21 protein-coding genes are annotated in these 21,964 nt (G+C 65.7%); 10 read left to right on the forward strand and 11 right to left on the reverse strand.

Annotated features, from left to right (window positions below; all coding sequences use genetic code 11):
* Positions 1–4 precede the first annotated feature (4 nt).
* The gene (gene treY, locus ACE10X_RS33200) at positions 5–2,788 is read left to right on the forward strand and encodes a malto-oligosyltrehalose synthase (protein ID WP_038382950.1); all 2,784 of its coding nucleotides are present in this window, start codon (positions 5–7) and stop codon (positions 2,786–2,788) included.
* A gap of 9 nt (positions 2,789–2,797) precedes the next feature.
* On the opposite strand, the gene ACE10X_RS33205 is transcribed toward treY, so the two are convergent.
* Entirely contained in the window at positions 2,798–3,106 is a 309-nt protein-coding gene (locus ACE10X_RS33205; RefSeq protein WP_038382949.1) for a polyhydroxyalkanoic acid system family protein, read from the reverse strand.
* A 168-nt stretch (positions 3,107–3,274) separates the two neighbouring features.
* Here ACE10X_RS33205 and ACE10X_RS33210 point away from each other — a divergent pair, with 168 nt between their 5' ends.
* Positions 3,275–3,439 carry a DUF3309 family protein gene (locus ACE10X_RS33210; protein ID WP_076823921.1) on the forward strand — a complete coding sequence of 55 codons (165 nt, stop codon included), beginning with the start codon at positions 3,275–3,277 and terminating at the stop codon, positions 3,437–3,439.
* 79 nt (positions 3,440–3,518) lie between these two features.
* Here ACE10X_RS33210 and ligD read toward each other — a convergent pair whose 3' ends face one another.
* Positions 3,519–6,161, reverse strand: coding sequence for a DNA ligase D (gene ligD / locus ACE10X_RS33215; protein WP_051002819.1), 2,643 nt, complete (start codon positions 6,159–6,161; stop codon positions 3,519–3,521).
* A 127-nt stretch (positions 6,162–6,288) separates the two neighbouring features.
* Here ligD and ACE10X_RS33220 point away from each other — a divergent pair, with 127 nt between their 5' ends.
* The gene (locus ACE10X_RS33220; protein ID WP_038382963.1) at positions 6,289–7,176 is read left to right on the forward strand and encodes a Ku protein; all 888 of its coding nucleotides are present in this window, start codon (positions 6,289–6,291) and stop codon (positions 7,174–7,176) included.
* 110 nt (positions 7,177–7,286) lie between these two features.
* Here ACE10X_RS33220 and ACE10X_RS33225 read toward each other — a convergent pair whose 3' ends face one another.
* From ACE10X_RS33225 to ACE10X_RS33255, 7 genes are all read right to left on the reverse strand, one after another.
* Positions 7,287–7,541: a DUF6496 domain-containing protein gene (locus tag ACE10X_RS33225; protein WP_038382947.1), complete on the reverse strand. Its 255-nt coding sequence runs from the start codon at positions 7,539–7,541 to the stop codon at positions 7,287–7,289.
* 83 nt (positions 7,542–7,624) lie between these two features.
* Positions 7,625–8,314 carry a response regulator gene (locus ACE10X_RS33230; RefSeq protein ID WP_038382946.1) on the reverse strand — a complete coding sequence of 230 codons (690 nt, stop codon included), beginning with the start codon at positions 8,312–8,314 and terminating at the stop codon, positions 7,625–7,627.
* Positions 8,311–11,022, reverse strand: coding sequence for a sensor histidine kinase KdpD (locus ACE10X_RS33235; protein ID WP_304557582.1), 2,712 nt, complete (start codon positions 11,020–11,022; stop codon positions 8,311–8,313). Before ACE10X_RS33235 ends, ACE10X_RS33230 begins: the two co-directional genes overlap by 4 nt.
* A gap of 39 nt (positions 11,023–11,061) precedes the next feature.
* Positions 11,062–11,667, reverse strand: a complete 606-nt coding sequence (locus ACE10X_RS33240; RefSeq protein WP_375763404.1) for a K(+)-transporting ATPase subunit C — start codon at positions 11,665–11,667, stop codon at positions 11,062–11,064.
* A gap of 12 nt (positions 11,668–11,679) precedes the next feature.
* Entirely contained in the window at positions 11,680–13,791 is a 2,112-nt protein-coding gene (gene kdpB, locus ACE10X_RS33245; RefSeq protein ID WP_038382939.1) for a potassium-transporting ATPase subunit KdpB, read from the reverse strand.
* A 23-nt stretch (positions 13,792–13,814) separates the two neighbouring features.
* Complete coding sequence (kdpA, locus tag ACE10X_RS33250; protein WP_375763405.1) at positions 13,815–15,518, reverse strand: potassium-transporting ATPase subunit KdpA; 1,704 nt, start codon at positions 15,516–15,518, stop codon at positions 13,815–13,817.
* 119 nt (positions 15,519–15,637) lie between these two features.
* Positions 15,638–15,727: a K(+)-transporting ATPase subunit F gene (locus ACE10X_RS33255; RefSeq protein WP_063709650.1), complete on the reverse strand. Its 90-nt coding sequence runs from the start codon at positions 15,725–15,727 to the stop codon at positions 15,638–15,640.
* Positions 15,728–16,214: 487 nt separating this feature from the next.
* Between ACE10X_RS33255 and ACE10X_RS33260 the strand changes: the two genes are divergently transcribed.
* The 6 genes from ACE10X_RS33260 to ACE10X_RS33285 all read left to right on the forward strand — a co-directional run bounded on the left by ACE10X_RS33260 (position 16,215) and on the right by ACE10X_RS33285 (position 20,615).
* Entirely contained in the window at positions 16,215–16,679 is a 465-nt protein-coding gene (locus ACE10X_RS33260) for a hypothetical protein (RefSeq protein WP_038382936.1), read from the forward strand.
* Between the two features lie 13 nt (positions 16,680–16,692).
* The gene (locus ACE10X_RS33265; RefSeq protein WP_375763406.1) at positions 16,693–16,968 is read left to right on the forward strand and encodes a hypothetical protein; all 276 of its coding nucleotides are present in this window, start codon (positions 16,693–16,695) and stop codon (positions 16,966–16,968) included.
* Positions 16,969–17,141: 173 nt separating this feature from the next.
* Positions 17,142–17,396: a hypothetical protein gene (locus ACE10X_RS33270; RefSeq protein WP_038382935.1), complete on the forward strand. Its 255-nt coding sequence runs from the start codon at positions 17,142–17,144 to the stop codon at positions 17,394–17,396.
* 7 nt (positions 17,397–17,403) lie between these two features.
* The gene (gene dapA, locus ACE10X_RS33275) at positions 17,404–18,333 is read left to right on the forward strand and encodes a 4-hydroxy-tetrahydrodipicolinate synthase (protein WP_038382934.1); all 930 of its coding nucleotides are present in this window, start codon (positions 17,404–17,406) and stop codon (positions 18,331–18,333) included.
* Positions 18,334–18,447: 114 nt separating this feature from the next.
* Positions 18,448–19,857 carry a nodulation protein NfeD gene (locus ACE10X_RS33280; RefSeq protein ID WP_038382933.1) on the forward strand — a complete coding sequence of 470 codons (1,410 nt, stop codon included), beginning with the start codon at positions 18,448–18,450 and terminating at the stop codon, positions 19,855–19,857.
* Complete coding sequence (locus tag ACE10X_RS33285) at positions 19,854–20,615, forward strand: slipin family protein (RefSeq protein ID WP_028332707.1); 762 nt, start codon at positions 19,854–19,856, stop codon at positions 20,613–20,615. The genes ACE10X_RS33280 and ACE10X_RS33285 overlap by 4 nt, the downstream gene beginning before the upstream one ends.
* A 246-nt stretch (positions 20,616–20,861) precedes the next feature.
* Here the strand turns inward: ACE10X_RS33285 and ACE10X_RS33290 are convergent, their stop codons facing one another.
* Both ACE10X_RS33290 and ACE10X_RS33295 read right to left on the reverse strand, forming a co-directional pair.
* Positions 20,862–21,026 (reverse strand): hypothetical protein, encoded by a 165-nt coding sequence (locus ACE10X_RS33290; RefSeq protein ID WP_157345484.1) that lies wholly within the window; start codon positions 21,024–21,026, stop codon positions 20,862–20,864.
* A gap of 1 nt (position 21,027) precedes the next feature.
* Positions 21,028–21,300 (reverse strand): hypothetical protein, encoded by a 273-nt coding sequence (locus ACE10X_RS33295; RefSeq protein ID WP_375763407.1) that lies wholly within the window; start codon positions 21,298–21,300, stop codon positions 21,028–21,030.
* A 256-nt stretch (positions 21,301–21,556) separates the two neighbouring features.
* On the opposite strand from ACE10X_RS33295, the gene ACE10X_RS33300 reads away from it, so the two are divergent.
* Complete coding sequence (locus ACE10X_RS33300; RefSeq protein WP_028332710.1) at positions 21,557–21,964, forward strand: Hsp20/alpha crystallin family protein; 408 nt, start codon at positions 21,557–21,559, stop codon at positions 21,962–21,964.

Consider the following 21,964-nt stretch of genomic DNA (forward strand, 5'->3'; position numbering starts at 1 on the left):
CACAATGCCCCCGGCGATCCCGATCGCAACCTACCGTCTGCAACTCACTGCCGATTTCGACTTCGATGCCGCCGCCGGCGTCGCGCCGTATCTGAAGGCGCTCGGCATCAGCCATGTCTATGCGTCGCCCTTCATGAAGGCGCGCAAGGGCTCGACCCACGGCTATGACGTCGTCGACCACACCAAATTCAACCCGGAGCTCGGGGGCGAAGCGGGCTTTGCGCGGCTGAGCGACGCATTGAAGCGCCACGATCTCGGCCTGATCCTGGATTTCGTGCCGAACCATGTCGGCGTTCACTTCGCCGACAATCCGTGGTGGCTCGACGTGCTGGAATGGGGACCGGTGTCGCCGCACGCGGTCTCCTTCGACATCGATTGGGACCAGCTGCCCTATCGCGCGCGCGGCGGCGTGCTGCTGCCGATCCTCGGCTCGTCCTACGGCCAGGCGCTGGAGCGCGGTGACATCGAGCTGCGCTATGACGCGAACGAGGGCAGCTTCTCGGCCTGGTATTTCGAGCACCGCCTGCCGATCGCGCCGGAGCGCTATGGCGAGGTGCTGCGCACCGTCGTCCGCGAGGCCGCTGCCGAACAGAGCGCCGCTGGACGCGCGATGCTCGAGCTCGCCGTGCGATACCGGGGGCTGCGTCATCCCAACCGCGTCGAGGCGCCGGCGCTGAAGGCGGCGATCAAGGCGATCGAGGGCGGCGCCGACATCATCGGGCGCGGGCTCGATGCCTATCGCGCCGGCGAGGACCGCCCGACCCAGACGCTGGCGCTGCACCATTTGCTGGAACGCCAGCACTACAAGCTCGGCCACTGGCGGCTGGCGTCCAGCGACATCAACTATCGCCGCTTCTTCGACGTCAACACGCTGGCCGGCCTCAGGGTCGAGGACGCCGCCACCTTCGAGGCGAGTCATAGCCTCGTCAAGCGGCTGATCGCCGAGGACCGGCTGCAGGGCTTGCGGCTCGACCATATCGACGGCCTGCGCGATCCCGCGCAGTACTTCCAGCGGCTGCGCCGCCTGATCCGCTCCGCGCAGGGCGCGAAAGCCAGACCCTTCTATACGGTGATCGAGAAGATCCTCGGCGAGGACGAGAAGCTGCCGAGATTCAGCGGCGTTCACGGCACCACCGGCTATGAATGGATGAACACGATCAGCCAGGCACTGGTCGACGGTCGCGGCCTCGATCCGCTCAACGAGATCTGGCGCCAGATCAGCAACCAGTCGCCGAACCTGACGCCGGTGTTGCGCGAGGCCAAGCAGCGCGTGCTGGAGACGCTGCTCACCAGCGAATTCACCGTGTTGGCGCGGCTGCTCGCGCGCATTGCCAGCGGACACTACTCGACCCGCGACTTCTCCGGCGACAGTCTGCGGCAGGCGCTCGAGCTCTATGTGCTGCACTTTCCGGTCTATCGCACCTATCTCACCGCCTCGGGACCAGCCGCGCATGACCGCGCACTGATCCGCGAGACCATCGAGCGCGCCCGCGCCGACTGGTTCGCCGCCGACGAAGGCATCTTCGATTTCCTGCGCGACGCCTTGACCATGGACCTTTTGCAGCCCGGCCGGCCGCCGCATGGCGCGCCGCGGGTCCGGCGCTTCGCGCTGAAGGTGCAGCAATTCACCGGGCCGATGATGGCGAAGTCGCTGGAGGATACCGCCTTCTACCGCTATCATCGCCTGCTGGCGCTCAACGAGGTCGGCGGCGATCCGGCGGCGAGCGCGATCGCACCCGAGGCCTTCCACGCCATGATGCAGGCCCGCGCCCGCGAATGGCCGCACGGCATGACGGCGACCGCGACCCACGACACCAAGCGCGGCGAGGACGCCCGCGCCCGCATCATGGCGCTTGCGGAAATCCCCGGCGAATGGACCAGCGCGGTGGCGCGCTGGAAGGTGCTGAATGCGCCGCATCTCGTGCTCGACGGCGAGATGCGCGCGCCATCGGCGACGTTCGAATACATGCTGTATCAGGCCCTGCTCGGCGCCTGGGATCCCGATGATGCCTCGCTCGTCGCGCGCATCCAGGCCTACGCGCTGAAGGCGGCGCGCGAGGGCAAGCAGGAAACCAGCTGGCTCAATCCGCACCAGCCTTACGAGGCCGGCGTGAAAGCCTTTATCGAGCGAATCCTCGATCGCAAGACCTCACCCGAATTCCTCGATGCGCTGGGGACGCTGGCGCAGCGCACCGCGTTGATCGGCGCGTTGAATTCGCTCAGCCAGATCACGCTGAAGGCAACCATGCCGGGCGTGCCGGATTTCTACCAGGGCACCGAAGGCTGGGATCTTTCGCTGGTCGATCCGGACAACCGCCGCCCGGTCGACTTTGCCGAACGGACAGGAATGCTCGCCGCACTGGAGACGCCGGATTGGGATGCGCTGGCGCAAGACTGGCGCGACGGCCGTCTCAAATTCGCATGGACGCGGCATCTGCTGCGGCTCCGCAACGAGATGGCCGATGTGTTCACCAGCGGCGACTACGTGCCGCTCGCGGTCAGCGGCCCGCACCGCGATCATGTCATTGCCTTCGCGCGGCGCCATGGCCGTGAGGCGGCCATCGTTGCGGTGGCCAAATCATTCGCCCCGTTCACGCAAGGCGGCCGCAGCTGGCCGCGCCCCGAAGCTTTTGAGGGTGAAATCGACGCGGCTGGATATGCACTCAGGGATGGCGCAACCAGGATTCAGCTCCCGGCGCTGTTCGCCAATCTTCCGGTCGCGGTGCTAAAGGCCAAGGCCGCAACGGCGTCGAAACCAACCTCAAAACGAGCGCGCTCGCACGCCTAGTTTGGTGCGTCAGCGCTTGGTCAGCAGCAATTTCCCGCGCTTCTGGATCGCCACCTGCGCGACCTCGGCGAACCGTTGCAGCAGCCACGGCAGCGTCACCTCGACCCGCACATGGGCATCCTCGACATCGACATGCCCGGCCGCGACCTGCCCCAGCGCCCGGACGCGAAAGCTCATCCGGTTGTCGTCCCAGCGCTCCTCGTCGACGCTTATGACCGGCAGGTTCGCCGTCGCGCGCGACAGGCCCGTTTTCAAGCGGCGCATCGCCTCGTCGCGGCCGAGGCTATGGGGTATCGAAACGATCAGCGGCGCCGACATTGCGATGCACTCCTTCGTGGATTTCGTTGATGTAGTTCTGTTCCAAGGCAAACGGAAGAACCACACAGTTTTATCGCGCCGCCAACTCCGGAACCTTCACAGTTACGGGTTGTTTTCCTTCCCGAAGGGCAGAAACGAGACGAGCCCGCGGGGCTGAGGAGACGCTAGATGTCAATTGGAACGATCATTCTCATCATTCTGGTCATTGCGCTGCTTGGCGGCTTCAGCGGCATCGGCGGCGGACCGTTTTACGGCACCGGCTATTACGGCGGCGGCGGGCTCGGCCTGGTCGTCGTGATCCTGCTGATCCTGCTCCTGATGGGACGACTGTAGCGCGTGGCGGCACTGTGCCCGATCCACATCAACGACTGTCATCACCCGCGCAAGCGGGTGATGCTTCGTTGGACAGCGCTTACCTGGCCGCGAGCTTTTTCATCGCCGATTTGATCGACGACGCTGCGTCCTCGTAGTCATCCCAGGCCTTCGTCTTCGCGAGCAAGGCCGGCACGGCGCGTAGCGTGAATTTCTTCGGATCGAGATCACCGCGCAGCTGCGGCCAGGTCAACGGCATCGACACCGTCGCCCCCGGACGCGCCCGCGGCGACAACACCGCGACCGCCGTCGACATCCTGTCGTTGCGCAAATAGTCGAGGAATATCTTTCCCGTGCGCTTGGCCTTGGACATGTTGATCAGATAGCGCTCGGGATCGTCCTGCGCCATCCACTGGCAGACCGCCTGCGCGAACGCCTTGGCCTCCCTCCACGTCACCTTGTCCCTGCTGCCTGCAAGCAGCGGTGTGACGACGTGCAGCCCCTTGCCGCCGGTGGTCTTGCAGAAGCTCTCGAGGCCGACCGCGGTCAGCCGTTGCCGCATGTCCCTGGCGGCGTCGATCACGTCGGGGAATGCGACGTCGGGCGCGGGATCGAGATCGAACACCAACCGGCCCGGCGTGTCATAGGCATCGGGCGCGCAATTCCAGGGATGCAGCTCGAGGCCGCCGGCCTGCGCGACCGCCGCCAGGCCCTCGATCTGGTCGATCTGCAGATAGGGTTTGCGGTCGCCCGAGACCTTCGCAAGCTTGAGGAGTTTTGATGTGCCGGCCATCGCATGACGCTGGAAGAAGGTCTCGCCCTTGATGCCGTCGGGCGCTCGCACGATCGAGCACGGCCGGCCCTTGAGATAGGAGATCATCCATTCGCCGACCGCCTCGAAATAGTTGGCGAGGTCGAGCTTGGTCACCGGCTCGCCATCGCCCGCATCAGGCCACAGCGCCTTGTCCGGATGCGAGATGACGACGCCCATCACCTCGCTGGACGCCTTCCCGGTGCCCTTCTTCGCCACGCCCTTGGCCATCGGCTTCACCACTTTGGTTACAACCGGCCGCTCGGCCTCGACTTCGTGCGCCGGCTTGTCCTGGCGCAGGCCCTTGAAGGCGGCCTGGCGGATATTTCCGGCGTCGGTCCAGCCGGCGAACTCGATCTCGGCGACCAGCTCCGGCTTCAGCCAGTGCACGTCGCGGGTCTTCTTCGGCGCGTCCTTGCCGCCGAACGGGCTCTTGTCCGCCTCCGCCGCCTTCAGCGCCGGCATGATGCGGCGGACGGTATCCTGGCCGAAGCCGGTGCCGACGATACCGACAAACGCCAGATGATCGCCGCGATAGACGCCCGCCATCAGCGAACGGAATTTGCCGTTGGTGGTCTTCCAGCCGCCGAGCACCACCTCATGGCCGGCGCGGATTTTTGCCTTGGTCCAGTCGTCGGAGCGGCCGGAACGGTAGGCGCCGTCGAGCCGCTTGGAGACGATGCCTTCGAGGCCGAGTTTGCGCGCGGATTCCAGCACCGCCTCGCCGCGCTCCTCGAAATGTTCGACATAGCGGATCAGGAGGTTCTTGCCCTTGCGCGCCGCGAGCAATTGCTTCAGCCGTATCTTGCGCTCGGCGAGCGGCAGCGGGCGCAAGTCCCCGGTGCCGGCGAACAGCAGGTCGAACGCGTAGAAGATCAGCCGATCCGTCTTGCCGTCGGAGAGCGCGGCCTGCAGCGTCGAAAAATGCGGCGTGCCGTTCTTGTCGAGCGCGACGATCTCGCCATCGATCAGCGCGTCGGGCAGCTTCTCCGCCTCCTTCACGATCGCGCCGAACTTGCCAGACCAGTCGAGCCCCTTGCGCGTCTTCAGCACGGCCTCACCGTCTTCGACACGGAGCTGCACGCGGTAGCCGTCGAACTTGATCTCGTGGCACCAGCCCGTGCCATTGGGTGGAGACTCGACCGCGGCGCAGAGCTGCGGCGCGACGAAATCGGGCATCTCCGATACCTGCTTCGGTTTCGCCTGCCGCGTCACTTTCAGCCGTTCCTTGGGCGCCGGCGCCTTGGTCCTGGCGCGCGCGTCCGCGGCCATGCCGTGGTTGGACTGCCAGACCGCGTCAGCTTTGGCCTTGCCGTTACCCTTGTCCAGCATGAACGGCTTCGGCGCCCGGCCCTTGCCGGCCGCGATCTGCGCCATCGAGCGTCCGGAGGCGACCGAACGGTCCTCGTCGAGGATCTCCTCGCCATTGCCGTCAACGGCATATTCGTCGCGGTGCTTGATCAGGAGCCAGTTGGTGCGCTTGCCGCCAAAGCGGTCGCCCTTCATCCGCACCAGAACCCAGCTGCCGTGCAGCTTGTCGCCCTCGAGCGTGAACTTCAGGTCGCCCTTCCTGAAGCCGCGCTCGGGATCGTCCGATTCCCAGGTGCCGCGATCCCACAGCTGCACCGTGCCGCCGCCATACTGGCCTTCGGGAATGGTGCCTTCGAAGTCACCATAGTCGAGCGGATGATCCTCGACCTCGACCGCCAGCCGCTTGTCATGCGGATCGAGCGACGGCCCGCGCGTCACCGCCCAGGACTTGAAGACGCCGTCGAATTCGAGCCTCAGATCGTAATGCAGCCGCGTCGCGTCGTGCTTCTGGATCACGAAGCGCCGCTGCTTGCTAGGTGCGACCTTGACGTCGCCCGACGGCTCGCTGGTCTTCTCGAAGTCGCGCTTCTTGCGATAGGTGGACAGGTTTCTCAGCGACACAACAAACCTCGGCAAAACCTCGGCAAACCCTCGGCGCAAACGACAGCCGCCGCCTCCGTGCGGCCATCAGGAACCAAAACCCACGGTATCCGTTCAAGTTCCAAACTCAAGCTGTTTGGAGGCGATCATGGCCGCTCCCCGCGCCTACTGGAAAGGCACGCTCAAGCTCTCGCTGGTGTCATGCCCGGTGGCGCTCTACCCGGCCTCGACCGCGGTCGAGAAGACCCGCTTCCATATGATCAACCGGGAGACCGGCAACCGGCTGAAGCAGCAGATGGTCGATACCGAGACCGGCGACGTTGTCGAGGGCGATCAGAAGGGCCGCGGCTACGAGGTCAGCAAGGGCAAATATGTCGAGATCGAGAAGGACGAGCTCGAAGCGGTCCAGATCGAGAGCAACCATACCATCGACATCGACAGCTTCGTGCCCGAGGGCGAGATCGACAAGCGCTATCTCGACCACCCCTACTATATCAGGCCCGACGGCAAGGCCGGCGTCGATGCGTTCGCGGTGATCCGCGACGCCATGAAGGATCAGGACCGCGTCGCGCTGGCGCGGATCGTGCTGACCAACCGCGAGCATGTGATCGCGATCGAGCCGCTCGACAAGGGCATGCTCGGCACCACCTTGCGCTACCCCTACGAGCTGCGCGACGCCGACGATTACTTCGACGACATCAAGAGCCCGAAGGTCACGAAGGACATGATCGAGCTCGCCGGCCATATCCTCGACAGCAAGGCTGCGCATTTCGATCCGTCGAAATTCAAGGACGAGTATGAGACCGCGCTGAAGGCTCTGGTCCGCCGCAAGGCGGCCGGCAAGCCGATCAAGACCGCCGAGCGCGAGGAGAAGCCAAGCAACGTCGTGAGCCTGATGGACGCGCTGCAGCAGAGCCTCAAGGGCGGCAAGAGCGGCGCAAGGCGCTCGCGCTCCACCGCGCGCCGCCCGACCGCGCATCGCCGCGCCGCCAAGAAGGCGCACCGGTCAAGCGCGCGGCGACGCAAGGCGGGGTAAGTCGGATTTTACGCGTCATGCCCGGGCTTGACCCGGGCATCCATCGACTTGGTCAGAACGACGTGGATGGTCGGGTCAAGCCCGGCCGTGACGAAGCAGGCAGTCTAGCCCTACTTCTTCTTCGAGCTCTTCCGCTTCTTGGCCGTCTTGTTGGCAGTCTTGCGCTTCTTCGCCGTCTTCTTCTTGGACGACTTCTTCGGCACCTTCCGCCCCTTGGCGCGGGCCTCGGACAGCCCGATCGCGATCGCCTGCTTGCGGCTCTTCACCTTCTTCTTGGAGCGGCCGCTGCGCAGCGTGCCGGTCTTGCGCTTCTTCATCGCGCGCTCGACATCACGCGATGCCTTCCGCGAATATTTCCTGGCCATGGGTTCTCTCCCGGTGAGGGAAAGTAATCCTCGCCGCAAGCAAAGGTTCCAGATCGCGGGTTGTGAGCCGTCGACGCTTGTGCCTAGTCCGCCGCGCGCAGCCGATAGCCGATGCCGGTCTCGGTCAGCACGAATTGCGGACGCTCCGGGTCGGCCTCGATCTTCTGGCGAAGCTGGCGCACATAGACCCGCAGATATTGCGCGTCGGTCAGTTCGTCCCACAATTCCTTCAAGAGGAAGCGGTGGGTCAGCACCTTGCCGGCATGCTGCACCAGCACGCGCAACAGGTCATATTCCTTCGGCGACAGCTTGATCTCCCTGTCGCCGACCTTGACGATCCGGCGCACCAGATCGACCGAAAGATCGCCGGAGCGAAACACCGGCCGCTCGCCCTGCACCTGCAGCTGGTGCCGCAGCGCCGCGCGCAGCCGCGCCAGCAATTCGTCCATGCCGAACGGTTTTGTCAGATAGTCGTCGGCGCCGAGGTCGAGCGCCTGCACCTTGCCGGCCTCGTCGCCGCGGCTCGACAGCACCACAATCGGCACGCTCTCGTTGCGGCCGCGGATCATGCGCAAGAGATCGTGGCCCTGGATGTCGGGCAATCCGAGGTCGAGGATGATGAGCGCCGGTTGCTCGGCCAGCATCTCCAGCGCCAGCTTGCCGTTGGATGCCTCGAGGATGTCATAGCCCTGCGTGCTCAGCCCCATCCGCAGCAGCTTGCGGATCGGCGGCTCGTCGTCGATGACCAGGACCTTGATCGGCGTCGCGTTCATGCAGCAGTGTCCAGCGCGTTGGTGTCGGCGGGAATCGGCAGGCGGATGGTGATGACGGCGCCGCTGCGGTCGGCGCGGTTGGCCGCCGCGATCGTGCCGCGCATCGCCTCGACGAAGCCGCGCGAGATCGCAAGTCCGAGGCCGGTGCCGGGGCGGACATGGTCGCCCTTCTCGGCGCGATAGAATTTGTCGAACACGCTTTCGAGCTCGGCCGCGGGAATCCCGTTGCCTTCGTCGAGGATCTGCAGCGCGATGGTGTCGCGGTCGCGGGCGCCGCGGATCGAGATCGTGGTGTCCGATGGGGCGTATTTGGCGGCGTTGTCGAGCAGGTTGAACAGCACCTGCTCGAACAGCACGGCGTCGAGCTCCAGCATCGGCAGGTCGGCCGCGAGCTCCAGCGACACCCGGTGATGGACCAGGATCTTGCTCGCCCGGCGCAGCGCGCTGCCGACGATCTCGCCGACATCATGCCGCGCCGTGTTCGGCACGATCGCACCGGATTCCAGCTTGGTCATGTCGAGCAGATTGGCGATAAACCGATTCAGCCGCTCGGACTCGTCGATCACGGTGGCGAGCAGATCGTGCTTCTGGGCATCGCTCAGATTGACGCCGAGATCGCGCAGCGCCGAGGCCGAGCCGAGCACCGAGGCCAGCGGGGTCTTGAGATCGTGCGAGATCGAGGTCAGGAGCGCGCCGCGCAGCCGGTCGGATTCCACCGTGCGCTTGACGCGGTCCATGTCCTCGACCAGCAGCACGCGCTCGATCGCCAGCGCGCCCTGATCGACCAGCGCGTCGAGCAGCCGGCGCTGGTCCGGCGTCAGCAGGGGCCCGGTGCGGTCGTCATCGATACCGATCACCCCGATCGGACCACGGCCGGTGCGCATCGGCAGGAACAGCCGCTTGCCGCCCGGCAGCGTATCCGAGCCGCGGCCGGCCGGGCGATCGTTGCCCCAGGCCCAGTTGGCGGCGGCGAGATCGGCCTGATCGAGCTGATCCTCCGGCGGATAGCCGCTCTTGACGGTCAGCATCCCATCCTCCGGCAGCAGCAGCACCACGCGCACCTTGAGCATCAGCGCGATCTGATAGGCGGTCGCCCACAGCACGTCGTCCAGTGTCGCGGTGCCGGCGAGCTTGCGGCTGAAGGCGTAGAGCGATTCGGTGGTGCGGACGCGGCTGATCGCGGTGTCAGCCTGCGTGCGCACCCGCGCCGCGACGTTGGAGACCAGGAGCGCGATCAGCATGAAGAAGAAGAACGCCGCGACATTGGTCGGGTCGGTGATGGTGAAGGTATAGACCGGCGGCAGGAAGAAGAAGTTGTAGCACAGCGAGGCCGCGACGCTCGCCAGCAGCGACGGCCCGAGGCCGTAGCGCGCCGCGGCGCCGACCACGGCGGTGAGGAAGACGAGGTCGACATTCTCGATGCCGAAAAACGGCTGGATCAGCTTGGCCGCGCCGAGCCCGAGTGCCGCCAGCAGCAGCGCCATCAGATAGGGCCGCGGATTGAACGGCTCCTGCCGCTGTGCGGTCTGCACCGCCGCCTTGCCGACCGGCAGCTCGTCGCCGGCGATCACGTTGACGCTGATATTGCCGGCACGGCGCACCAGATCGTGTACTACGGATCCATGCGTCAGCTCGAACCAGCGCGAGCGCGTCGACTTGCCGATGATGATCTGGGTGACGTTGTTGGCCTGGGCGAAATTGATGACGTCGTCGGCGATGCGGCGGCCGACGCCGGGAAGCGTCAACGCCTCGCCGCCGAGCGATTCCGCGAGCCGCATGCTGTCGGCCAGCCGGTCGCGCTGCTCGTCGCTCAGCTGCAGGCTGCGCCGCGTCTCGATGCTAACCGCGGTCCATTGCGCGTGCAGCCGGTCGGCGAGGCGCTTGGTATAGCGCACGAGGCCGGCCGCGCGCGGGTCCTCGCTCAGGCACACCAGGATGCGCTCGCCGGCCGCCCAGGGCCCCTGGATCGCATTGGCCTGCATGTGGTTGAGCAGCTGCTCGTCGACCCGCTCGGCGGTGCGCCGCAGCGCCAGCTCGCGCAGCGCGGTGAGATTGCCGGGCGAGAAATAGTGTTCCAGCGCCCGCTCGGCTTGTCTCGGCACATAGACCTTGCCCTCCTTCAGCCGCTGGATCAGATCGTCGGGCGTCAGGTCGATCAGCTCGATCGCATCGGCGCGATCGACCACCGAGTCGGGCACCGTCTCGCGCACCCGCACATGGGTGATCTGCGCGACGACGTCGTTGAGGCTCTCGATGTGCTGGATGTTGATCGCGGTGTAGACGTCGATGCCGTGCGACAGCAGTTCCTCGACGTCGAGGTAGCGCTTGGGATGCCGGCTGCCCGGCGCGTTGGTATGGGCGAGCTCGTCGACCAGCGCCAGCTGCGGCCGCCGCGCGATCAATGCGTCGAGGTCCATCTCCTCGAGCGTCTGGTCGCGGTAGGCCAGCCGCTTCCGCGGCAGCACTTCGAGACCCCTGAGCAACGCCTCGGTCTCGATCCGGCCGTGGGTTTCGACGACGCCGACCACGACGTCGACGCCCGCCTTGAGGCGGGCGTGAGCGCTCGAGAGCATCTCGTAGGTCTTGCCGACGCCGGGGGCGGCGCCGATGAAGATCTTCAGCCGTCCCGATCGATCGGTCTCCCGGCGTGCCGCCTCCAGCAGCGCATCCGGCGAGGGTCGTTTGTCAGGGTCGCGCTGATTGGCCATACCGCAATATAGTCATCCTGCGAGAGACAGCCTACTCCCCTATTTTGCGTTTGCCGCGTCGAGCGCCAGGTTGAGCGCAAGAACGTTAACGCGGGGCTCGCCGATCACGCCGGCGAAGCGGCCCTTCGTGTTCTGCGTCACCAGCTCGCGCACCGCGTCCTCGGACATGCTGCGCGCCTTGGCGACCCGCGGCACCTGGAACAGCGCAGCGTCCGGCGAGATATCCGGATCGAGCCCGCTGCCCGACGTGGTCACAAGATCGACCGGGACGCGGGCGGACGGGTTCTCCGCCTTCAGCTTCTCGACATCCTCCTTGACCCGGTCGTTCAGCGCCTTGCTGGTCGGACCGAGGTTGGAGCCGCCGGAGTTGGCCGCGTTGTAGGGCGCCGACACGGTCTTCGTGGAGTCGTTCGGGTCGGGCGCGACCGTCGCCGACGGCCGGCCGTGGAAATATTTGTCCTCCTTGAACTCCTGCCCGATCAGGGCGGAGCCGATCACCTTGCCGTCCTGCTCGATCAGGCTGCCTTGCGCCTGCCGCGGAAAGATGACGCCGGCAATCCCGGTGATGGCGAGCGGATAGGCAAGGCCCGTGATCGCGGTCAGCAGGACCAGCACGAGGACGGCGGGGCGGATTTCTTTCAGCATGATTGCAGCTCCTTAAGCCAGACCCAAAGCGGCGACGACGAGGTCGATCGCCTTGATGCCGATGAACGGGATGATGATGCCCCCCAAGCCGTAGATCATCAGGTTGCGGCCGAGCAGCGCGCCGGCACCGACCGCGCGATACTTGACGCCCTTCAGCGCCAGCGGGATCAGCGCGATGATGATCAGCGCGTTGAAGATGATCGCCGACAGGAACGCGCTCTGCGGGCTCGCCAGGTGCATCACGTTCAGCACCTGGAGCTGCGGATAAAACGCGAGGAACATCGCCGGGATGATCGCAAAGTACTTCGCGACGTCGTTGGCGATCGAGAACGTGGTCAGCGCGCCGCGAGTCATCAGCAGCTGCTTACCGATCTCGACCACCTCGATCAGCTTGGTCGGGTTGGAATCGAGGTCGACCATGTTGCCGGCCTCGCGGGCGGCCTGCGTGCCGGTGTTCATGGCGACGCCGACATCGGCCTGCGCCAGCGCCGGCGCATCGTTGGTGCCGTCGCCGCACATCGCCACCAGCTTGCCCTTGGACTGCTCGTCGCGGATCAGCTTGAGCTTGTCCTCGGGGGTCGCCTGCGCCAGGAAGTCGTCGACGCCGGCCTCAGCCGCGATCGCGGCCGCGGTCATCGGGTTGTCGCCGGTGATCATCACGGTGCGGATGCCCATCCGGCGCAGTTCGGCAAAGCGCTCGCGGATGCCGCCCTTGACGATGTCCTTGAGATGCACGACGCCGAGCAGCTTGCCGTCCTTGGCGACGGCCAGCGGCGTGCCGCCGGCCTTGGCGATCTCGTCGGCGATCGACTGGATCTCACGGGCTTCGGCGCTCATCGTCGCCGCGACCGCGCGGACGGTGTTGCCCGAGGCGACGGTGCGGGGCGAGCCGCCGTCGACATAGGCGAGGATGGCGTCGACTGCGCCCTTGCGGACCGACGAGGAGCCTGCATCGATGCCGCTCATGCGGGTCTGCGCGGTGAACGGCACGAAGGTCGCGGCCAGCTCATGCATGTCGCGGCCGCGGATGCCGTATTTCTCCTTGGCCAGCACCACGATCGAACGGCCTTCCGGCGTCTCGTCGGCCAGCGAAGCAAGCTGAGCCGCGTCGGCGAGATCCTGCTCGGAGACGCCGCGGATCGGACGAAATGCGGTCGCCTGGCGGTTGCCGAGCGTGATGGTGCCGGTCTTGTCCAGCAGCAGCGTATCGACGTCGCCGGCAGCCTCCACCGCGCGGCCGGACATCGCCAGCACGTTGAAGCGCACCAGGCGGTCCATGCCGGCGATGCCGATCGCCGACAATAGCGCGCCGATCGTGGTCGGGATCAGCGTCACGAACAGCGCCACCAGCACCACGACCGAGATCGAGCCGCCGGCATAGGCCGCATAGCTCGGGATCGTCACCGTGGCGAACACGAAGATGATGGTGAGGCCCGCCAGCAGGATGTTGAGCGCGATCTCGTTCGGCGTCTTCTGCCGCTCGGCGCCCTCCACCAGCTTGATCATGCGGTCGATGAAGGTCGAGCCCTGGGCTGCGGTGATGCGGACGCGGATCCAGTCCGACAGCACCTGGGTGCCGCCGGTGACCGCGGAACGATCGCCGCCGGACTCGCGGATCACAGGCGCGGATTCACCCGTGATCGCGGCTTCATTGACCGAGGCCACGCCTTCGATCACCTCGCCGTCGGACGGGATGTTGTCGCCGGCCTCGACCAGCACGATGTCGCCGACCTTCAGCGAAGTGCCGGGCACCATGCGATAGGTCCGGTCGGTACCGGTGAGCAGCTTGGCCTGGCTCTCGGTGCGGGTCTTCTTCAGCGATTCCGCCTGCGCCTTGCCGCGGCCCTCGGCGACGGCCTCGGCGAAATTGGCGAACAGCACCGTGAACCAGAGCCAGAGGATGATCTGGAAGGTGAAGCCGAGATTGGCGCTGCCGGTGACGAGGTCGCGGACGAAGATCACCGTGGTCAACGCGGCCACGACCTCGACCACGAACATCACGGGGTTCTTCGCCATCAGGCGGGGATCGAGCTTGACGAAGGCCGAGCGGATCGCCGGCACCAGGATCTTCGGGTCGAACATGGTCGACGCCGTCACCTGCTTTTGCAGTCTTGTGGTTTCCATGGTTGTCACTCCGGACAATTCGATCAGAACAGGGTGTTGGCGTTCATCGCGAGGTGCTCGACGATCGGCCCGAGCGCCAGCGCCGGGAAGAATGTGAGACCGCCGATAATCAGGATCACGCCGATGACGAGGCCGACGAACAGGCCGCCGGTGGTCGGGAAAGTGCCCGCCGAGGCCGGGATCGACTTTTTCTCGACCAGCGAACCCGCGATCGCCATCGCCGGTACGATCATGAAGAAGCGGCCGACGAACATCGCGGAGGCGAGCGTCAGATTGTAGAACAGGGTGTTGCCGGTGAGGCCCGCGAAGGCCGAGCCGTTGTTGCCGGTCGCCGAGGTGAACGCGTACAGCACCTCGGTGAAGCCGTGCGGGCCGGAGTTCGCCATCGAGGCCACCGCCGACGGCAGCACCACGCTGACCGCGGTCCAGCCGAGATACATCAGCGGCAGCACCAGGATCGCGAGCATCGCCATCTTGACCTCGCGCGCCTCGATCTTCTTGCCGACATATTCCGGGGTACGGCCGACCATCAGGCCGGCGACGAAGATCGCCAGCACGACGAACAGCAGCATGCCGTAGAAGCCGGCGCCGACGCCGCCGATGATGACCTCGCCGAGCTGCATGTTGATCAGCGGGATCATGCCGCCGAGCGCGGTGAAGCTGTCATGCATGGCATTGACCGCGCCGCAGGAGGCCGCGGTGGTGACGACGGCGAACAGCGACGACGCGACGATGCCGAAGCGGACCTCCTTGCCCTCCATGTTGCCGCCGGAAAGGCCGAGCGCGTGCAACGCGGTGGTGCCATTGGCTTCCGCCCAGTAGGTGACGGTGACGCCGGCGACGAACAGGATGCCCATCACGGCGAAGATCGCCCAGCCCTGGCGCTCGTTGCCGACCATGCGGCCGAACACGTTGGTCATGGCAGCGCCGAGCGCGAAGATCGAGACCATCTGCACGAGGTTCGACAGCGCGGTCGGGTTCTCGAACGGATGCGCGGCGTTGGCGTTGAAGAAGCCGCCGCCATTGGTGCCGAGCATCTTGATCGCGACCTGCGAGGCCACCGGACCGAGCGCGATGGTCTGCTTGCCACCCTCCAGCGTGATGGCGTCGACATAGGCGCCAAGCGTCTGCGGCATGCCCTGCCAGACCAGGAACAGCGCGTAGACGACGCAGATCGGCAGCAGCACGTAGAGCGTGCAGCGCGTGACGTCGACCCAGAAATTGCCGACGGTGCGCATCGACGAGCGGGTAAAGCCGCGGATCAGCGCCATCGCCAGCGCGATGCCGGTCGCCGCCGACAGGAAGTTCTGGTGGGTCAGGCCGACCATCTGGACCAGATAGGACAGCGTGCTCTCGCCGCCGTAATTCTGCCAGTTGGTGTTGGTGATGAAGGAGATCGCGGTGTTGAAGGAGAGATCCTCGGCAACCGCGGACTGGCCGGCCGGGTTGAACGGCAGCACTGCCTGCAGCCGCATCAACCCGTAGATGATGGCGAAGCCGCCGACGTGGAACAGCAGCATGGAGACCGTATAGGTCAGCCAGTGCTGCTCGCGCCGCTCGTCGACGCCGCCGACCAAGTAGATGCCGCGCTCGACCGGGCGCAGCACGGGCGACAGGAAGGTGCGCTCGCCATTGAACACGCGGGTCATGTACCAGCCGAGCGGTTTGACCAGCGCGGCAACGATCGCGCAAAACAGAATAATTTGAATCCAGCCGATGACGGTCATTGCGTCAAACCTTTCGAATGGGAGCGAAGCGCAGCATCGACGCGAACAAGCCGAGCAACAGCCCGGTCAGCATCGCGTCGGCTAACAGAATTGTGCAAAGCGTGAGCATCGCAGGCCGCCTAGAAGCGTTCGGGCCGCAGCAATGCGTAAGTGAGGTAGAACAGCAGGCCGAGCGAGACGAGGCCGGCGAGCGAATCATCGAAGATCATCGCCGCCTCCATTACAGCCGTTCGCAGGCGTAGGCGTAACCGATGCCGGCCGCGAAGAAGCCGACCGCAAGCGCCGCCATGAGAATGTCCATCATGAAAGACTCCTATGCATCCGAGAGGGCGCGGGGCGACCGTATAAACGCTCCGCGCCGGATGGCCGTGAGGTGCCATCCGGGGCATAGGTTTTCGAGAGGTGGCGAATAAGGACGTTATAGGAATCCTATAAAGGCGGCAGGCGCTCTCCGCAGTCGTCCTGGCGAAAGCCAGGACCTATAACCACAGGTCCGAGTTTTGCGATGGCTGGGGCCCCAACCTGATCTCACAAGCAGATTCGGTGGTAATCGGTCCTGGCTTTCGCCGGGACGACAGCTTGGCCTTTATGGAATCCCTATATCTCCGTCCCCCGCCTCATCTCGTTTTCAAATGGCGGTCCGGCCATTTTTGGCTTGCGGCCAATACCCTGGGCCGCGCAAGACGAGATGACGCCATGTCAGTGCTTTCCCAAAACACCTCCATCGATCTCGGCGAACGGCTGCGCGATGCCTATGCGGTGACAGCCGAATTCATGGCCGACATCATCAGCCAGACCTGCCGGCGCTTTCCCTCGGTCGGACAGAGCGGCAAGACCCACCGCGTCGAGCGCCTGATCCAGTCGGGCGCCTGGACCGACGCCGCGATCGCGCTGCTCGATCTGGAACTGCCGCAATGGCAAATCCGCCGTCTGGTCTATGACGAGGGCGAGTGGCACTGCGCGTTGTCGCGCGAACGCGAGCTGCCCGACTGGCTCGACCAGTCGATCGAGACCCACCACACCGATCTTGCACTCGCGATCCTCAGCGCCTTCGTGGAGGCGCAACGGATCTCCACACCCGATAGCCGAACCAGCGTGCCGACCGTCCGTCGCGATACGCCCGCGCTGTACGAGCCGCTGTTCGTCGACAATATCGGCTGAAGGCGTCGCGGCCGTGGACACCAAACAACTGCCGCGGGAGCTGCAGTCGGCCCAGGTCATGGTCCGGTTCGGCTTCCGGCTTGCCATCATGATCGGCTTTGCCGTGTTCGCCGGCGCCGGCTTCAGCAAGGGCCTCGTCACGCTGTTGTGGATGTCGGCCGTGATCTGCGCCTTTGCCGGGATCGCCAGGCGCGAAATGCCGTTTGCCGCAAACCTCAACCACTGGGACGAGATGACCGCCTATGTCGCGCTGTGTGCGCTCGGGACCGGCATCGTCCAGCGCCTCTGAATCCATCCCGGAAAATCCTATGCCGCTCCTATGAAGTCGGCCGTCCTTCGCGCTCGATTTCATATCCGGCAAATCAGACATTGATCGCGTAACTGTGACTGAAGCGTTTTCGAGCGAACCGGATACCGGTCCGCGTTCGGAAAACGCGTCAGAACGAAAGAAGGACTACAACCGTGAAACTCGTCGAACCTCCCTCGTGTAGCGCCGCGTCCACCATCGTCTTCATCGGCCGCAACCATCGCGGCCAGTGGGTCGCCCAGCAACAGAACGGCCTCTATGGCGGCCTGTTCGTCAACCGCGCCCAGGCCGTCAAATACGCGCTGTTCGAGAACGGCCGGCATCCCGAAATGATCGTCGAGCTGTCGCGTGAGATCGAGCTCGATATGCGCGGCGAGACCGCGAGCCTCCCCGCAAGCCGTGTGGCGTGAGCCGCCCATGACCTGGCAAACGGCTGCGAAAGCCGACACGGCCGGATGGCTGTCGGGCTTCATCCCCGATCTTCCGACTCCCTTCAACCATCGGGGCGAAATCGACGCGGACGCGTTCGGCCGGCTGTGCGAGCGCCAGATCGCGGCCGGCGCCACCGCGCTGGTGGTCGGCGAGACCGCCGGTGAAAGCGCGACGCTTGAGCCCGCGGAACGCGCGCAGCTCGTGCGCATCGCCGCAAGCGTCGCGCGCAAGCGGGTTCGCATCATCGCCGGCGCCGGATCGAACGCGACGGATCGCGCCGTCACATTCACCCGGTCCGCGGAAGCCGCCGGTGCCGACGCGGTCATGTCGGTCGTGCCCTATTACAACAAACCGATGCCACGGGGCACGGCGGCGCATTTCCGCGCCGTCGCCGCGGCCACCACACTGCCCGTCATCCTGCACGACATTCCGTCGCGCACGGTGAAGGGCCTTGCCGACGAGACGCTGCTCGAGCTCGCCGCATCGCCGCGCTTCGTGGGATTGCGCGACGGCAGCGGTGACGTTGCCCGGCTGGCGCGCCTGCGCTCACGCCTGCCGGCGACATTCCGGATACTGACCGGCGACGACGCCTCCTCGCTGGCCTGGCTCGCCGCCGGCGGCGATGGCTGCATCTCGGCCGTGACGAACGTCGCGCCCGATCTGTATGTGGCCGTTCACAGGCATTTCCGCGAGGGACGGTTGTATCAGGCGCGGGAGTTGCACCAGCGGCTGGTGCCGCTTGCGGCTCTCCTGGAGCGCGAGCATCCCGCCGCATTGAAGTTCGCGCTGGCGCTGTTGGGATTCATGCAGCCGACGACGCGGCTGCCGATCGTGCAATTGAACGGGTCGGCAAAGGCCGAGGTCTCGCAGGCGATGGCTGAGCTTGCCGACGAGTACCTTGCAGCCGCGCATTGAGATTTGCCGACCCGACATAAGCCATCGCAATGCACAATGCGATCAGCACACGGTGCCCGTGACACGACGCCAACTTGAGGTTCCGAAACGACGCCCCATATCCACGGCAAGGGAGTGCTTGCCGTGCACACCACCTTCAAGGCGGCCCTCGTTATTGCGACCGTCCTGGTCGCTCTGGTTATCTCCATCCGTCCCGGTCCGGCCGCGGACAACAGCCATCTTGCCCTGACCATTTCAATCGACGGGGCAATCGGGCCGGCAGCGGCCAGCTACGTCAAGGACGGCCTGGCCAAGGCCGTCGAGCGACGCGCCGAAATTGTCATCCTGCGTTTGAATACGCCGGGCGGTCTCAGCACCAGCATGCGTGAGATCATTGCCGACGTGTTGGCATCGCCCGTTCCCGTGGTCGGCTACGTTGCGCCATCCGGCGCCCATGCCGCGAGCGCCGGGACCTATATCCTCTATGCGACCCATCTCGCGGCCATGGCACCCGGCACCAACATCGGCGCCGCGACGCCGGTGCAGATTGGCGGCCCGATACCGGGGCTGCCAGGCAGCACACCGGACAAGGGCGGCAAGGACCAGAAGGACGGCGGCCATCCGTCCGAAACCAAGGATGCCATGACGGCGAAGGTGACGAATGATGCCGTTGCCTTCATCCGCAGCCTCGCCGAATTGCGTGGCCGCAATGCCGACTGGGCCGAGAAGGCGGTGCGCGATGCCGCCACCCTCTCCGCCAACGCCGCGCTGCAGGCCAACGTCATTGATCTCACCGCGCGCGATCCGGCCGACCTGCTCAGGCAGGTCGATGGCCGGACCATCGAGCTCCCCGGCGGCAAGACGCAACGCCTGGCGACCAGGGACGCCGCGATCGAGGCCATCGATCCCACCTGGATCGCGCGCGCGCTCGCGGTCATCACCGACCCCAACATCGCATTCATTCTCCTGATGGTGGGCATCTACGGCCTGATCTTCGAGTTCATGTCGCCCGGTGCCGTGGCGCCCGGGGTTGTCGGGACGATCTGCCTGCTGCTCGGTCTCTACGCGCTCAACATGCTGCCGATCAACTACGCCGGCTTCGCCCTGATGCTGGTCGGGATCGCGCTGCTCGCAATCGAAGCCTTCAACCCGACCGTCGTGATCGGCCTCGGAGGAATAGTCGCCTTCGTGCTTGGAGCAGCCATGCTGTTTCGGATCGAGGCGCCCGGATACCGGCTGTCATGGCCGGTCATCGGCATCGTCGCCGCGATGTTCACGGGGCTCATTCTCGTCGTGCTCGGCGCGCTCCGCCGCGCGCGCAAGGGCCCGGCGCGGATCGGAGCGCAAGCCATGCGCGGGCTATCGGCCGAGGTGCTCGACTGGTCGGAGACCACGGGTCACGTCTTCACCAACGGCGAACGCTGGCAAGCGCGCAGCAACGAGACGTTCACGGCGGGAGACACGGTCGAGGTCGCCAACATCATCGATTTGACGCTGGTGGTACGGCGTGCGCCGGCCTCCCCCGGCGAAGGAGGTACAGCATGATGCTTGATTATTTCACCTATGCGGCGATCGCGCTGCTGATCATCGTATTCCTGACCCAGGCCGTGCGCGTGCTGCGCGAATACGAGCGCGGCGTCATCTTCACGCTCGGCCGTTTCACCGGGGTGAAGGGCCCGGGGCTCATCATCCTGATTCCGGTGGTGCAGCAGCTGGTGAAGGTCGATCTCAGGGTGGTGGTCCAGGTGGTGCCGCCGCAGGACGTGATTTCCCGCGACAACGTCTCGGTCAAGGTCAACGCCGTGCTCTACTTCCGCATCGTCGATCCCGAGCGCGCCATCATCAAGGTCAGCGACTACATGGCTGCGACCAGCCAGCTTGCGCAGACCACGCTGCGCTCGGTGCTCGGCAAGCACGAGCTCGACGAGATGCTGGCGGAGCGCGACAAGCTGAATGCCGACATCCAGGAGACCCTCGACAGGCAGACCGACGTCTGGGGCATCAAGGTCACCGGGGTCGAGATCAAGGATATCGATCTCAACGAAACGATGGTGCGGGCGATCGCCAAGCAGGCCGAGGCGGAACGGCTGCGGCGCGCCAAGGTGATCAACGCGATGGGCGAGCAGCAGGCCGCCGAGAAGCTGGTCGAGGCCGGCCGGATCCTCGCCCAGGAGCCGCAGGCGATGCAGCTGCGCTACTTCGCGGCGCTGCACGACATTGCCGGCGAGCGCTCCTCGACCGTGGTCTTCCCGCTCCCGATGAACCTGCTCGATCATCTGGCGCCGCGACGTGAAGCGACGTGAACTGGTTTGCTAAGGCGCGATGAGATTGGACCGTGTAGCGACTACGACGGCACCGCGCTCCCTCTCCCCGCTCTTGCGGGGAGAGGGTTGGGGTGAGGGGCCGTCTCCGCTCACACGGTGATAGCTGCGTTTGCGGCAGCTCCCCCTCACCCGGAACGCATCTAACGATGCGTTCCGACCTCTCCCCGCACGCGGGGCGAGGTGAAGCGGAGTCCGGTCGCCGATTCCGAGTAAAGTCATCTCGTTCTAACGCCCGCGATGCTTGGCCCGCCACGCAGGTCCCGGACCGCGCATGTAATGCGCCTCGGGCCGGTAGCCGCTGATCGGCTCCTCGCCGATCCAGGCGAGGAATGCGAGCAGCCCTTCTGCGGCGCGGCGCGGCAGGGCAGCGATGAACGAAACTGCGCGCATCTCAGTAGTCCCACTTCTCGCCGAGCACGACCGGCGCCCGTGGATATCTCTCGGCGTCGCCGCCGAGCATGCCGACATTGAGATGGGTCCGCGCCCAATCCTCGTGGCCGCGATGCAGCAGCAGCTCATTGCGCAGCCGATGAATCTTGGCGGCGGCGATCGCGCGGTGAACAGTCCTGAAGACGAGGCCGATCCGCCTGACGGCCGCCGCAGCATCAAGGGCATGGCGCCGTGCGGCCGGGCATCGTGGTAATGGAGCAAGGTCATGTGCCACCTTCCCGTTTGGCGGCGCGCGCGAGCGCACCGCATCACGGCAAAAGATGCGGGGAAGGCCGTAGGAATTCGAGAGCAGCCGCAGCCCTGTCACATAGCCGCGGCATAAGCGTCCGGTCGCGGTCCGTGCATCGCGGTCATGCCGCAAATCGCGACATTTCGGACAATTTTACCCCCGATCAGCCGCGCGAGGGGCCGGTTTACGGTCGGCGGCAAGACCGGTAACCTCGCCTCCCAATGCGACCTGGAGAGTGCTCATGCGGCCCAAGGATCAGATCAACTGGATGCTGTCGGATGCGATCGAGGCGCTCGCCCGCGCCGAACGGTTGCACCAGAGCTTCCTCAATTTGCACCCGCGCGCGGGAAGCACCGAGCCGAGTTGGGAACCGCCGACCGACGTGATCGAGACCGAGGATGAAATCCTGATCCTGGTCGCGCTGCCGGGGGTCGATCCCGACGAGGTCGAGGCCGCGCTCGACGGCGGCACGCTGGTGATCTCCGGCCGCCGCACCCTGCCCCCTGAACTCCGCAACGCCCGCATCCTGCGCCTCGAACTGCCGCAGGGCCGGTTCGAGCGCCGCATCGCGCTGCCGACCGGCCGCTACACCATCAGCCGCTTTGCCGCGCATGGCTGTGTCGGCCTGCGGCTCGGAAAGTCGAGCTAA

This window comes from Bradyrhizobium sp. Pha-3 (genome assembly GCF_042258325.1).
Lineage (GTDB): Bacteria > Pseudomonadota > Alphaproteobacteria > Rhizobiales > Xanthobacteraceae > Bradyrhizobium > Bradyrhizobium elkanii.